The organism is Curtobacterium sp. MCPF17_050 (genome assembly GCF_003224435.2).
Taxonomy (GTDB): Bacteria; Actinomycetota; Actinomycetes; order Actinomycetales; family Microbacteriaceae; genus Curtobacterium.
Window position 1 is genome coordinate 1,582,080 of sequence record NZ_CP126250.1, and the last position, 12,044, is coordinate 1,594,123.

General features: G+C 72.5%; 14 protein-coding genes. 5 read left to right on the top strand and 9 right to left on the bottom strand.

Going from position 1 to position 12,044, the window contains the following annotated elements:
• Window positions 1–11: 11 nt before the first annotated feature.
• The 7 genes from DEJ34_RS07500 to DEJ34_RS07530 all read right to left on the bottom strand — a co-directional run bounded on the left by DEJ34_RS07500 (window position 12) and on the right by DEJ34_RS07530 (window position 6,551).
• Window positions 12–917, bottom strand: a complete 906-nt coding sequence (locus DEJ34_RS07500) for an NAD-dependent epimerase/dehydratase family protein (RefSeq protein WP_181422241.1) — start codon at window positions 915–917, stop codon at window positions 12–14.
• Complete coding sequence (locus tag DEJ34_RS07505) at window positions 914–2,107, bottom strand: cytochrome P450 (protein ID WP_110911275.1); 1,194 nt, start codon at window positions 2,105–2,107, stop codon at window positions 914–916. The genes DEJ34_RS07500 and DEJ34_RS07505 overlap by 4 nt, the downstream gene beginning before the upstream one ends.
• Window positions 2,104–2,913, bottom strand: a complete 810-nt coding sequence (locus DEJ34_RS07510) for a glycosyltransferase family A protein (RefSeq protein WP_110911276.1) — start codon at window positions 2,911–2,913, stop codon at window positions 2,104–2,106. The genes DEJ34_RS07505 and DEJ34_RS07510 overlap by 4 nt, the downstream gene beginning before the upstream one ends.
• A 70-nt stretch (window positions 2,914–2,983) precedes the next feature.
• Window positions 2,984–3,220, bottom strand: coding sequence for a hypothetical protein (locus tag DEJ34_RS07515; RefSeq protein WP_110911277.1), 237 nt, complete (start codon window positions 3,218–3,220; stop codon window positions 2,984–2,986).
• A 142-nt stretch (window positions 3,221–3,362) separates the two neighbouring features.
• On the bottom strand, window positions 3,363–4,250 hold the full coding sequence (locus DEJ34_RS07520) for an SMP-30/gluconolactonase/LRE family protein (protein WP_181420548.1): 888 nt from the start codon (window positions 4,248–4,250) through the stop codon (window positions 3,363–3,365).
• A gap of 64 nt (window positions 4,251–4,314) precedes the next feature.
• Window positions 4,315–4,863: an alternate-type signal peptide domain-containing protein gene (locus tag DEJ34_RS07525; protein WP_110824875.1), complete on the bottom strand. Its 549-nt coding sequence runs from the start codon at window positions 4,861–4,863 to the stop codon at window positions 4,315–4,317.
• A gap of 116 nt (window positions 4,864–4,979) precedes the next feature.
• Window positions 4,980–6,551 carry a peptide chain release factor 3 gene (locus DEJ34_RS07530; protein ID WP_110911279.1) on the bottom strand — a complete coding sequence of 524 codons (1,572 nt, stop codon included), beginning with the start codon at window positions 6,549–6,551 and terminating at the stop codon, window positions 4,980–4,982.
• 138 nt (window positions 6,552–6,689) lie between these two features.
• Here DEJ34_RS07530 and DEJ34_RS07535 point away from each other — a divergent pair, with 138 nt between their 5' ends.
• On the top strand, window positions 6,690–6,950 hold the full coding sequence (locus DEJ34_RS07535; protein WP_110889761.1) for a type II toxin-antitoxin system PemK/MazF family toxin: 261 nt from the start codon (window positions 6,690–6,692) through the stop codon (window positions 6,948–6,950).
• Window positions 6,951–7,023: 73 nt separating this feature from the next.
• Here the strand turns inward: DEJ34_RS07535 and DEJ34_RS07540 are convergent, their stop codons facing one another.
• Window positions 7,024–7,425, bottom strand: coding sequence for a MerR family transcriptional regulator (locus tag DEJ34_RS07540; RefSeq protein ID WP_110911280.1), 402 nt, complete (start codon window positions 7,423–7,425; stop codon window positions 7,024–7,026).
• Between the two features lie 93 nt (window positions 7,426–7,518).
• On the opposite strand from DEJ34_RS07540, the gene DEJ34_RS07545 reads away from it, so the two are divergent.
• From DEJ34_RS07545 to DEJ34_RS07560, 4 genes are all read left to right on the top strand, one after another.
• Window positions 7,519–8,220, top strand: coding sequence for an SDR family oxidoreductase (locus DEJ34_RS07545; RefSeq protein ID WP_110911281.1), 702 nt, complete (start codon window positions 7,519–7,521; stop codon window positions 8,218–8,220).
• Between the two features lie 205 nt (window positions 8,221–8,425).
• Window positions 8,426–9,202, top strand: a complete 777-nt coding sequence (locus tag DEJ34_RS07550; RefSeq protein ID WP_258368313.1) for an Ltp family lipoprotein — start codon at window positions 8,426–8,428, stop codon at window positions 9,200–9,202.
• Window positions 9,203–9,364: 162 nt separating this feature from the next.
• Window positions 9,365–9,583: a hypothetical protein gene (locus DEJ34_RS07555; protein ID WP_110889764.1), complete on the top strand. Its 219-nt coding sequence runs from the start codon at window positions 9,365–9,367 to the stop codon at window positions 9,581–9,583.
• A gap of 169 nt (window positions 9,584–9,752) precedes the next feature.
• Window positions 9,753–11,342, top strand: a complete 1,590-nt coding sequence (locus DEJ34_RS07560; protein WP_110911282.1) for a Na+/H+ antiporter — start codon at window positions 9,753–9,755, stop codon at window positions 11,340–11,342.
• A 63-nt stretch (window positions 11,343–11,405) separates the two neighbouring features.
• Here the strand turns inward: DEJ34_RS07560 and DEJ34_RS07565 are convergent, their stop codons facing one another.
• A complete protein-coding gene (locus tag DEJ34_RS07565) occupies window positions 11,406–12,005 on the bottom strand; it encodes an ABC transporter ATP-binding protein (RefSeq protein WP_110911283.1) in 600 nt (199 codons plus the stop codon).
• Window positions 12,006–12,044: the final 39 nt, after the last annotated feature.

Sequence of the window (12,044 nt, forward strand, 5' to 3'; positions counted from 1 at the left end):
CCCGGACCTGCTCAGCTCGGGCGCAGGGCCGCGAGCCGTGCGAGGGTCCCCGGCTCGGGCGCCCACCCGAGGAGTTCCTCCGTCCCGCCTACGTCGTAGGTGCGCTCGAGACCGAGCTGCCGGACCGAGTACGGGGAGATGCCCGACCGGCCCCGGGCGACCGCGGCGACGTGCCGAGCGGTGCGCATCGGCACGTGCACGACCCGCAGCGGCCGGCCGACGACGGCCCGGAACGCGTCCCCGATGGGGACCGGGTCGTCGTCCGTCACGTTCACCGCGTGCGTGCCGTCGACGTCGGCACGGAGTGCGGCGAGGACGGCGGCGGCGAGGTTGTCAACCCAGGTGAGCGCGTGGGGCGCGCGTCCGCCGAGCGGGAGCGGCAGCACCCCGTACCGCGACGCACGCAGCACGCGGGGGAGCAGCGTGGCGTCGCCGGAGCCGTAGACGGCGTGCGGGCGGAGGATGACCGCCGACGCGCGGCGGGCCGCCACGAGCTGCCCTTCGTTCGCGAACTTCGACTCACCGTAGGTGCCGAACCAGCGGTAGCGGCCCGTCGCCTCGGCCGGCTGGGCGCGGACGGACGGGCGAGCGAGGTCGTACACCGAGGACGAGCTGACGTGGACGACCCTGCCCGTCGTGAGGGCGAGCGCGGATTCCATCATCCGGGAGTTCCGGTCGAACATGCCCCGGTCGAACCCGTCCCGGACCTCCGCTGCGCAGTGCACGAGCGGCACGTCCCCGAGCCGCGGCACCCGGGCGCGACCGGCGGCGAGGTCGACGTGGACGTGCTCGTCGGCGCCGCCCCGACCGGGACGGCGCCCGAGGTCGACGACGTGGTGCCCCTCCCGCTTCAGGGCCGAGATGACCCGGCCCCCGACGAACCCGCTCCCGCCGGTGACGGCGACGGTGCTCGTCACGGCGTGCGCTCCGCACGGACGACGAGCCGGCTGTAGGAGGCGGCCATCGTGCGCTGCTTCCGCACCCGCGACCGGACCCGGAGCGGACCGGCCGCCGCGGCCGCACGGGCGAGCGCCGCCGCGAACACCTCCGCCTCGAGGGTGGCGAGCGGCATCCCGATGCAGAAGTGCGCTCCGGCGCCGAACCACAGCTGCCGCATCTCCTTCGGCACGGGGCGGGAGGGGTCGAAGTCGCCGGCCCGGGCACAGGCGAAGATGTTCGCGAGGATGATCCGCTCCCCGGCACGGACACGGATGCCGTCGACGCGGTGGTCGCGGAGCACGCTGCGGATCATGACGGGTGAGGGCACGGTGACGCGCATCGCCTCCGCGACGGCCGCGGGGACGTCCTCGGGGTGTCGGGCCAGGTGGTCGAGGTGGCCGGACTCGATGACCAGGTTCGTGAAGCGCGGGACGAAGCTGACGATCGTCTCGGTCCCGGCCACGATCATCGCGGTGACGACCGACACCGTGTCCTCCTCGGTGATCCCCTCGGCTCGCATGAGCGCGGGGACCGTCCCGGGAGCGGCCGCTCGGTAGGCGGCGCGGGTGCTCGCGTTGAGGACGGCGAGCTTCTCGTGGACCACCGCGAGTTGCGCGTCCGAGAACTCCTTCGTCGTCAGGGTGACGAAGCCGAGGATCTCCCGGGCCCGGGCGAGCTGCGCCGCGGCGTCGTCCTCCGGGTACCCGGTCAAGCGACAGATGATGAGCGCGGCCGCGCGTTCGATGACGGCCACGACGTCGACGTCCTCGCGTCGGCCCACCGCGTCCTCGAACCGGTCCATCTCCGGGGTGAGCACCTCGTCGACGATGCTGCGGAGGAACCGCTGCGAGAACAGGGGGGTGAGCTTCCGGCGCAGGTGCGCGTGCTCCTCCCCGTCCATGTTGAGCAGGCCCCTCGGACCGATGATGGGCGTCCAGAGCCGGTCCGAGCCTCCCGGCCCGACCTTCGAGTAGGTGACCGGGTCGAGGAGGATCTGTCGCATCCGCGCCGCGTCGCTCACGACGACCCCGAGACCGGGGACCCGCACGACCCGGCCGAGCCGGGTGATCCCGCGGAGCGCCAGGTAGCCGGCACGGTGGGCGTGCAGGACGACGCGGCGGTCCTCCCGCGTGGCTCGTCGCGCGGCACGCGCGTCGATGCCGGTCACGGTCGGACGTCCACCGTGCTCGTGGACCGCGGGCGGTACCGGTGGCCGGCGTACCAGGCGAGCGACCGGACGATGCCCCACACGGCGATCCGGCGGACGGACATCGTGACGACCATCTCGCGGTGCAGGCCGTACCGGTCCGTCACCCGCCGGACGGCGTTGGTGAGGTCACGGTCCTCGTGCGTGTCCTCGATGGCGGTCCGCGGGAACCCGCCGACCCGCTCGTACAGCTCGCTGGTGATGGCGAGGTTGTTCCCGGCGACCATCACGTAGGGGCCCTGGTACTGCCTGCCGCGGTTCTCCGGCAGGAGGCGCCCACACCAGATCGCGACCTCGTTGACGACGCACAGGAACCGGTAGCGGAGCGGCCCGACCGGGAAGTCGTCGCGCCGTGGCAGCGTCAGGCCGCCGAAGAACAGGTGGTCCGTCTCGGCGAACAGGCGCTTGACGGTGGCGGTCCAGTCCGGGGCCGGGAGGCAGTCCGCATCCGTCCGGACGAGGTGCGTGCACCCGGCGGCGATCGCGGCGCGGGCGGCGGTGTCCGATGCGGCACCGGTGCCCTTCTGCCGCTCGACGACGACCTGCCAGGACAGGTCGTGCCGACGGACGTGGTCGGCGACGATCCGCTCCGTGCCGTCGGTCGACCCGTTGTCGCAGACGACGACGGTGAAGTCCGGGTCGACCTGGTCGCGGAGCGCGTCGAGCAGACCGGGGACGAGGCGCGCCTCGTTCCAGGCGGGGACGATGACACCGAGACGGATGCCGACGCTCGTCTCGGGTGTGTCGGACGGGACGGGACGGGACATGGTCGCTCTCCGGACTGACGGAACTCGTGCGCGTGGTGCCGCCGAGGCGGGGTCGTGCGCGGACGGCTCGTCAGGCGACGGAGGACATCCCTGCGGCACCGGAGGTCCCGGGGTGCGCTGCCCTCGAGATGCCCTCGGCGGTCGACCGCGCTGCGTCCATGTCGGCGACCGCGCGGTCCCCGACGGCCCGGTCCGGACGTCCCAGGTGGCCGAGGACTCTCCGTCGGCGGCGGTCCTGCAGCTCGAGGACGACGAGTGCGGACACGACGAGCACGGCCACGGCGGTGAGTGTCAGGACGACGATCACGGTGTTCCCCCCTTCCCGGACGATGTCCGGTAGGGACAACCTAGCGGCCCGGGGACCGCTGCTGGGAACGGTCTCCTGGGAGCGTGTCGGATCGTCCCGGGGGACTGCCGTCCCGGGGACTGCCGTCCCGGGGGACTGCCGGTCAGGCGCCGTCCGGCGCGACAGTCGGCGGCCCGGGGACGGCGACCTGCACGGCACTGATCCGACCCGCGCGTGTCTGCGCGGTGGTGGCCGGGTCGTAGCTGTCCGCGGTGGCGAGGTACAGCGTCCGGCCGTCGGGTCCGCCGAGCGCGCAGTCGATCGCGCAGAGCCCGGGGGCGTCGATGCGGTCCGTGACCTCGCCGCCCTCGACGACGCGCAGGAACTCGCCCGTGTCGACCGAGCAGACCCAGATCGCCCCCTCGCTGTCCACCGTGCTCCCGTCGGGTGTGACCCCGTCCGGCAGCGCCGCCCACTCGCGTCGTCCCGTCAGGCTGCCGTCCGGCTCGATGTCGAACGCGGTCAGACGGCCGCCCCAGGTCTCGCTGACCACCAGGGTCCGCGTCCCGGGCAGCACGTTCGCACTGTTCGGGAACACCAGTCCGTCCGCGGCGAGCCGGGAGGAGCCGTCCCGGTCGATCACGTACAGCGGGCCGGGGCGCAACTCCTCGCCGCCGTACAGGTCGTACCCGAACGCGCCGATGTACGTGCGGCCGCTCTCCGGGTCGACGACCAGGTCGTTCAGGAGCGACGGCTCGGTGGCGGACAAGTCCGCGAAGACGCTCGTCGTCCCCACGGCGTCCACCGCCACGACCGTTCGGGACTCCATCGCGCTGACGACGAGCCGTCCGTCGGGCAACCACCCGAGCCCGGACGACTGGCCGTCCACGGTGGTCTCCAGACGCGGCCCGTCCTCCGTGCCGGGGTCGATCGAGAAGACCTCGCCCGTGTGCATGTCGGAGTACCAGAGCCGCCCGCGGTACCAGCGGTTCCCCTCGGGGAAGCGGATACCGGTGACGACGTCGGTCGCGGACTGCAGGGTGGTGTGCACACCCCCAGCCTGCCACCCGGCCCGGCGTCCGCGCACGGGGAAGACGTGTGCCGGACGACCGGGCTCAGGGCCCGATCGGCTTCTGGGTGAGCGTGAACGCGATGCCACTGAGGTCGATGGACTGCCCCTTGCCCGTCGTGACGTCCGAGGACAGCCCGATCGTGAAGGTGACGTCGAGGACCGAGGTGCCGTCCGTCGGTGTCACGGTCCATGAGGTGCGGCCCGCGGGCGCGAGGCTCGAGCTGGTGGAGGCGAGCGACAGGGACTGCGTCGACGCGGCGATGAGTTCCGCGTCGCCCGTGATGCTCTGCGGCACCCAGGTCAGATCCGCCGTCAGGTCGTCGCCGGTCGCCGTCACGTCCAGCGTCTGGTGGAACTGGTACGCGTTGCCGGGGACCATCCGCACCGTCGTGATGTCGACCACGTCCGACCGACCGTTCGTGATGTCCGTCCACACGCCGTCCGGGTTCGCGGACAGCGCGAGCGTGCCGGAGGAGACCGTCGCCGGACGGGTGGAGGCCTCGGCGTTCCAGAGCGCGAAGGTGCCCGCGCCGCCGAGGAGGAGAGTGAGGCCGCTGGCGCTGGCGACGACACCGGTGACGATCTTGTGCATGGAGCCCGTTCGGGTCGGGTCGGTGGATGCCCCGACCGTACCGGTACCCAGAAGTGCGGACACGAGACGCCGTCCGCTTCGTGCGGCCCCAGATCGAGGGGCACGCGCACCGTTGGTCAGACGGGTGCCGGCAGTTCCAGACCCGACAGCTCGCGCATCACCGAGTTGAGGTGCCACTGGTCGCGGAACAGCCCGTACCGGTCGCGGTCGGTGGCGACGATCTCGAGGTCGCGCCGCTTCTCGAGGATCGCGAAGTCCGCGTCCGTGACGGTGCGGACCATCGTCCACGGCAGTGGCTCGACCCGGACGGCGGTGCCGAACTCGGCCATCAGGCGTGAGGTGAGGACCTCGAGCTGCAGGGACCCGATGACACCGACCATCGGCGCCTGCGCGGTCCGGCGCTCGGAGTGCAGCAGCTGGACCACGCCCTCCCCGGCGAGCTGCTGCATGCCCTTCCGGAACTTCTTCGCCGTGCTCGGGTCGGTAGGGGCGACCGTCGCGAACATCTCGGGTGCGAAGCGGGGGAGCGGCTCGAACTCGACCGGTTCCTCGCTGAAGAGCGTGTCCCCGGGGTGCAGCATCGTCGCGTTGACCAGGCCGACGACGTCGCCGGGCCAGGCGAGGTCGACGGTGTCGCGCTCGCGTCCGAACACACTCAGCGCGTGCTTCGTGTTGAACCGCCGACCGGACTGGGCGTGCGTCAGCATCATGCCGCGGTCGAACCGCCCGGAGCAGATCCGGACGAAGGCGACCTGGTCGTGGTGGGCGGGGTCCATGTTCGCCTGCACCTTGAACACCTGCGCGGCGAACGGTTCGGTGACCGGCCGGGCGGCACCGTCCGCGGTCCGGCGGGGCAGGGCGGCGGGTGCGGCGTCGCGGAGGAAGCGGAGCAGGTCGACGGTGCCGACGTGCTTGGTGGCGACGCCGAAGAACACCGGCATGCTCATCCGGTCGTGGAAGTCGCCCTGGTCGGGCAGGCCGCGGACCTCGCGGGTGAGCTCGACCTCCTCGACGGCGGTCCGCCAGGCGGCACCGAGCAGCTCGGCCGCCTCGTCCGCCGACCGCTCGGTCGTGACCGGCAGATGCCCGCCGCCGCTCGACTCGAAGGTCGTCAGCGTCCCCGTCGCGGTGTCGACGAGGCCCTGCAGGTGCCCGGCCTCGCCGACGGGCCAGGTCACGGGCGTCGGGGTCCGACCGGTGCGCTCCTCGAGTTCGTCGAGCAGGTCGAGCGCCTCGCGTCCGGGCCGGTCCCACTTGTTGACGACCGCGATGACGGGGATGTCCCGCGTGCGGCAGACCTCGAACAGGCGGATCGTCTGCGCTTCCATGCCCTTGGCGGCGTCGATGAGCATGACGGCACAGTCGACGGCGGCCAGTGCGCGGTAGGTGTCCTCGGAGAAGTCGGCGTGACCGGGGGTGTCGACGACGTTGATGAGCGTGCCGCCCGCGTCGAGCTGCACGACGGCGGAGCTGATGGAGATCCCGCGACTGCGCTCGATCTCCATCCAGTCGGAGACGGTCGCTCGGCGGGTCGCCTTCCCCTTGACCGCACCGGCTTCGTCGATGGCGTCAGCGGCGAGGGTCAGCGACTCGGTCAGGGTCGACTTGCCGGCGTCCGGGTGGGCGATGACGGCGACCGTGCGGCGGCGCTCCGCTTCCCGCTCGATGACCGTGGCCTCCGCCGTCATGCCGAGACCCGGCCGTGGCGTCGTCCGACGGTGTCCTCTGGGCGTTCCGGCATCTGCACCCGACGACGATACCGACTGCACCCGACACCAGACGAACGACGGGGGTAGCCGTCGCCGGACGGGCGCCGGTATGACCGGTTGCAGCAGGACTGGCTCCTGGCGAGCGACATCGCGACCGTCCTCGTGGTGCCGCTCACGTCGGACACCGCCCTGGAGGCGTTCCCCGGCAACGTGTTCGTCCCACGTGAGACGTCCGGGTCGGAGAAGGACTCGGTGGCGGTCGTGTCCCAGATCGGTCCGGTGAGCCGCGAGTACCTCGACCCGTACCCGGCGGGCCGTCTGCCGACCTACCTGCTCCGCGAGGTCGGTGCAGGGGTCCGGCTCGTCACCGGGATCTGAAGCAGCACGCCGTCACCGGTCGAGCCGGACCACCGGCCCGGCGGCGGACTGCCCACCGGCAGCGGAACGCCCGTCAGGCCGCCGCCGCGCCGACCGTCGACGGCTCCGTCCGGAGCGCCGGGCAGTGCTCGGGTGTCGGGTGCTCGCTGATGTCGATGACCTCGTCGAGCCGGTCCCGCGCCGCCGTCAGCTCGGCGAGCTGGGCCGTGATCCGGTCGCGCTCCTGCACGAGCAGGGCGAAGCTCTCGGGCGTGGCCTGCCCGGCGTCGACGCACGGCAGCAGACGGACGATGGTCCGGCTCGGCAACCCGGCGGCGAACAGCTGCTGGACCAGCCGGACCCGGTCGACGGCGTCCGAGCCGTAGGTCCGCTGCCCGCTCGGGGTGCGGGTGGCGGCGAGCATCCCCTGCTCCTCGTAGTAGCGGAGCGAGCGGACGCTCACCCCGGTCTCGGCAGCGAGGTCCCCGATGCGCATGTCGTCTCCGTCCCGGGTTTGCCCCTGACACTGATGTGAGGTCCTACCGTAACCGAGCCGGAGCGGGACGGACCCGTCCGGCGGAAGGACACCATGGACATCACCGGATCGGTCGCGCTCGTCACCGGCTCGAACCGCGGCATCGGACGCCGCTTCGTCGAGCAGCTCCTGGAGCGCGGCGCCACGAAGGTCTACGCGACCGCACGCCGTCCCGAACTCGTGGACGTCCCCGGCGTGACGGTCCTGCCCCTCGACATCACCGACCCCGCGTCGGTCGCGGCGGCAGCAGTCGCAGCGCCCGACGTCACGCTGCTGGTGAACAACGCGGGCATCTCCTCCTCCGGATCGCTCCTCACCGACGACCTCGCCGACGCCCGCCGCGCGGTGGACACGCACCTGTGGGGCACCCTCGAGGTGGTGCGTGCGTTCGCCCCCGTGATCGAGCGGAACGGCGGCGGTGCGATCGTCAACGTCCTGTCGGCGCTGTCCTGGTTCGCCGCCCCCGGCGCCGGCGGCTACTCCGTCGCGAAGGCCGCCGAGTGGAACATGACGAACGCCGTCCGCCTGGAGCTCGCGAGTCGCGGCGTGACGGTGCAGGGCCTCCACCTCGGCGCCGCGGACACCGACATGATGGCCGGCTACGACGGCCACATGACCGATCCGGCCGACGTCGCCCGCGCGTCACTGGACGGTGTGCAGGCCGGCGCGGCCGAGGTCCTCGTCGACGACTGGAGCCGCATGGTCAAGGCGTCCCTCGCGGCCGACCCGACGGCGCTGACCGACCAGCTCGGCTGACCGGCCGCGGGCGGCACCGTCCGGGGCCGGACGCGGCCCGGGCCGGACGTGGCCCGAGGCGGACGGGAGGCCCGGCGCACGACGTGTGCAGCGCCTCCCGTCCGTCCCCCTTCCTACGGACGGCCCCCGGATTGGGGTCTGCGGTATCTGCACGAACGAGCCGTACAGGGTGAGGAAGAATACTCACCTCTGTGAAGATGACCCCATGAGCACCCCCTTCGCCGGCTCCGACCAGCCGCAGTACGTCCCGATGCCGCCGCCCGCCTCATCGCCTCGCCGAGGAGCCACCGGCCTCGCCGTTGCCGCCCTCGTCGTCGGCATCATCGCTTTCCTGATCGGGCTGGTGCCCGTGGCCGGAGCCCTCGTCGGCATCGCCGCGGTCGTCCTCGCGGTCCTCGCGCTCCGCAAGCACCAATCAAAGGGCATGGCCATCACAGGCCTCGTCCTTGGTGGTGTCGCCGCGTTGTCCTCGATCGGCATGACCGCCGGCCTGGGTGCGGCAGTCAGCAACTCGACCGCGGAGGCGCCGATCGCGGCGGTGGCGCAGTCCGCCACTCCCGCTGCTGCCGACCCCACACCGACCGAGGCTGCCGAGCCTGCCGAAAAGGCGAAGCCCGCAGAGCCGGAGAAGCCGGTCGCCGAGCCGGAGGAGAAGGGTCCGGAAGTTCCCGCAGTCCCGGCTGAGCACCTTTCGGCACTCGCGAAGGCGGAGAGCTATGCGACGGTCATGAACATGAGCAAGGCCGGGATCTATGACCAGCTCACGTCGGAGTACGGCGAGCAGTTCACTGCCGAAGCCGCTCAGTACGCGATCGACACGATCTCCGTGGACTGGAACGCGAACGCGCTCGCCAAGGCGAAGACCTACCAGAAGGACATGGCGATGTCACCGGCAGCGATCCACGACCAGCTCACGAGCGAGTACGGCGAGAAGTTCACGCCCGCCGAGGCGGACTACGCGATCCAGCACCTGAACGACTGAGGAAGACCTGCAACCGGCTCAGCTGTGCAGACGGGAGGCACGTGGCGGAACCGCCGCGGGCCTCCCGTCTGCATGTCTGGTTAGCCTGGTGAGCCGGTTGAACACGCTCGGGTCGAACTCGGTGACCGGCAGCGCTCGGGGACGATGCGGGAGGATGGGGACGTGGACGGACAGGGACAGCAGCCGCGCTGGCGGACGACGTGGTCGATGGTGCAGGTCGGGGTCCTCACCGCTGCGGTGGTCGGGTGCATCGTGCTGCTCCTGACCGGCGACGGGACGCTCGACCGGGTCTACGCGGTTGCGCTCGTGTTCTTCGGGATCGCCCTGCTCGGCCACGTGACGTTCCTGGTCCTCACGAAGCGGGCTGAGCGGGGGCGCTGAGCCGCTCCGGACGCGCTGTGGCCGCGCCGCTGCTCAGCGCCGTTGCTCCGCGCCGCTGCTCAGCGCCGTTGCTCCGCGCCGCTGCTCCGCGCCGCTGCTCTGGGGCGCGGTTCGCTGCGCGGACCAGGCGTGAGCGCGCACACCACCACCCTGGCAAGCTGTGCTCCTCATGGAACTCATCGCACCCGAACTCGTCGTCGTGCTCGTGGTCGCGATCGCCGTCGCCACCGCCGTCTCGAACCGGCTGCGTGTCGCGCCCCCGGTCCTGCTGCTCGCCTTCGGTGCGGGGATCGCGTTCATCCCGGTGTTCCGCGAGGTCGAGCTGCCCGCGGACGCCGTGCTGCTGCTGTTCCTGCCGGCACTGCTGTACTGGGAGAGCCTGACGATCTCGCTCCGGGAGATCCGTGCGAACCTGCGCGGCATCGTCCTGATGGGGACCCTCCTCGTCGTGCTGACGGCGGGCGGGGTCGCGACGCTCCTGCACCTGCTCGGCATGCCGTGGGGTCCGGCCTGGGTGCTCGGTGCCGCGGTCGCCCCGACCGACGCGACCGCCGTCGGTGCGCTCACGCGGTCCCTGCCGCGGCGGAACACGACGGTCCTCCGGGCCGAGTCGCTCGTCAACGACGGCACCACGCTGGTGATCTACGGCATCGCGGTCGCGGTGACGGCGGGGGAGCAGGAGCTCACCTTCTGGAACGTGTCCGGGATGCTGCTGCTGTCCTACGTCGGCGGGATCGCCGCGGGGCTGCTGACCTCGTGGCTCGGGATGCTCGTCCTCCGTCGGGTGCACGCGGTCGTGCTCGAGAACCTGCTGACGCTGCTCGTGCCGTTCGCCGCGTTCCTGGTCGCCGAGGCGGTGCACGCCTCCGGTGTGCTGGCGGTCGTCGTGGCGGGCCTGGTCGTCAGCCAGGTCGCTCCGAAGCTCGACCGGGCGGAGACCCGGCAGCAGGTGCGGTCGTTCTGGTCGTTCGCCACGTTCCTGCTCAACGGCGCGCTCTTCGTGCTCGTCGGCATCGAGGCGACGATCTCGGTCCGGGCCCTGACGGGCGGGGAGATCGCGGTCGGCCTCGGGCTGATCGGCGCCGTGTCGGTGGCCGTCGTCGTGCTCCGCTTCGCGTTCCTCAACCTCACCTGGGGCACGGTGCGGCTCGTGACCCTCCGGACGGGAGGCTCGCCCCGCGAAGGACACCGCGACCGGTTGGTGAGCGGGCTGACCGGGTTCCGCGGCGCGGTCTCGCTCGCGGCTGCGGTCGCCGTCCCCCGGATGGTGGAGAGCGGCGGCGCGTTCCCGGACCGGGACCTCATCGTCTTCGTCACCGCCGGCGTCGTCGTGGTGACGATCGTCGGCCAGTCGCTCGTGCTGCCGGCGGTCGTCCGCTGGGCGGCGTTCGACGGCAGCAACGAGGTGGTCGAGGAGCGTCGGTCCGCGGAGCGCGTCGCGATCGAGGCGGCGCTCGACGCCCTGCCGAAGCTGGCGCGCCGCGCCGGCGCCGACGCGGAGATCGTCGACAGGATCCGCGACGACTACGAGGGCCACCTCGCGCTCGTGAAGGCCGAGGAGAGCGACGACGACGACCACCCGTTGCTGCAGCAGCGCGGGACGGCGGTGGAACTCGAATTGGCGCTCGTGCGACTCAAGGCGGCCACGGTGCTGCGGCTGCGGGACGAGGGGGAGATCGACGACCTCGTGCTCCGACAGGTCCGTGCCGAGTACGACGCCGAGGAGACCCGGCTGCTCCGCCTGGACCAGCGCGGCTGACCGGCTCGACCAGCGCGCCCGACCGGCCACGCGGACGGTCCGGTGACTGCGCGGCCGCTCGCGTCAGGTGAGGGTGCCGCGCTCGAGGGTGAGCACCCGGTCGGCTGCGGCGAGCGCCTCGGGGTCGTGGGCCGCGTGCACGACGACCGCACCCCGGCCGGCTTCGGCGGCGAGGGCGTCGAGGACCAGCCGGAGCGAGCGCGCGTCGACGCCGGCGGTCGGTTCGTCGACGAGCAGCACCGCGGCCTGCTGCGCGAGTCCCATCGCGACGAGTGCGCGCTGGCGCTGCCCACCGGACAGTGTGTCGAGCGGACGGTCGGCCAGCCCGACGAGGTCGAGGCGCGCCAGTTGCTCGTCGACGACCGCGCGGTCGCGGGGCCGCAGGGGGCGCCACCACGGCACGGATGCCCACCGGCCCATCGCCACGGCGGCACGCACGGTGAGCGGCGGGCCCGGGGTCGACACCGACTGCGCGACGTGCGCGACCGAGCGCGGCGAGACGCCGCTGACGGTGCCCTCGGCCGTGGGGAGCACCCCGGCGACCGTCTCGAGCAGGGTGGACTTGCCGGAGCCGTTCGCGCCGGCGACGACCGTCACGGCGCCGGGCTCGAAGACCGCGTCGGCTCGGTGCAGGACCGTCCGCTCACCTCGTCGGACGGTCACGGAACGGAGCTGGACGGATCGGGGCGACACCTGAGCAGA

Excerpts from the sequence above, each read along its gene's own strand:
- DEJ34_RS07510 (WP_110911276.1), bottom strand. The coding sequence starts at position 2,913 with ATGTCCCGTCCCGTCCCGTCCGACACACCCGAGACGAGCGTCGGCATC.
- DEJ34_RS07525 (WP_110824875.1), bottom strand. The coding sequence starts at position 4,863 with ATGCACAAGATCGTCACCGGTGTCGTCGCCAGCGCCAGCGGCCTCACT.
- DEJ34_RS07530 (WP_110911279.1), bottom strand. The coding sequence starts at position 6,551 with ATGACGGCGGAGGCCACGGTCATCGAGCGGGAAGCGGAGCGCCGCCGC.
- DEJ34_RS07540 (WP_110911280.1), bottom strand. The coding sequence starts at position 7,425 with ATGCGCATCGGGGACCTCGCTGCCGAGACCGGGGTGAGCGTCCGCTCG.
- DEJ34_RS07545 (WP_110911281.1), top strand. The coding sequence starts at position 7,519 with ATGGACATCACCGGATCGGTCGCGCTCGTCACCGGCTCGAACCGCGGC.
- DEJ34_RS07550 (WP_258368313.1), top strand. The coding sequence starts at position 8,426 with ATGAGCACCCCCTTCGCCGGCTCCGACCAGCCGCAGTACGTCCCGATG.
- DEJ34_RS07560 (WP_110911282.1), top strand. The coding sequence starts at position 9,753 with ATGGAACTCATCGCACCCGAACTCGTCGTCGTGCTCGTGGTCGCGATC.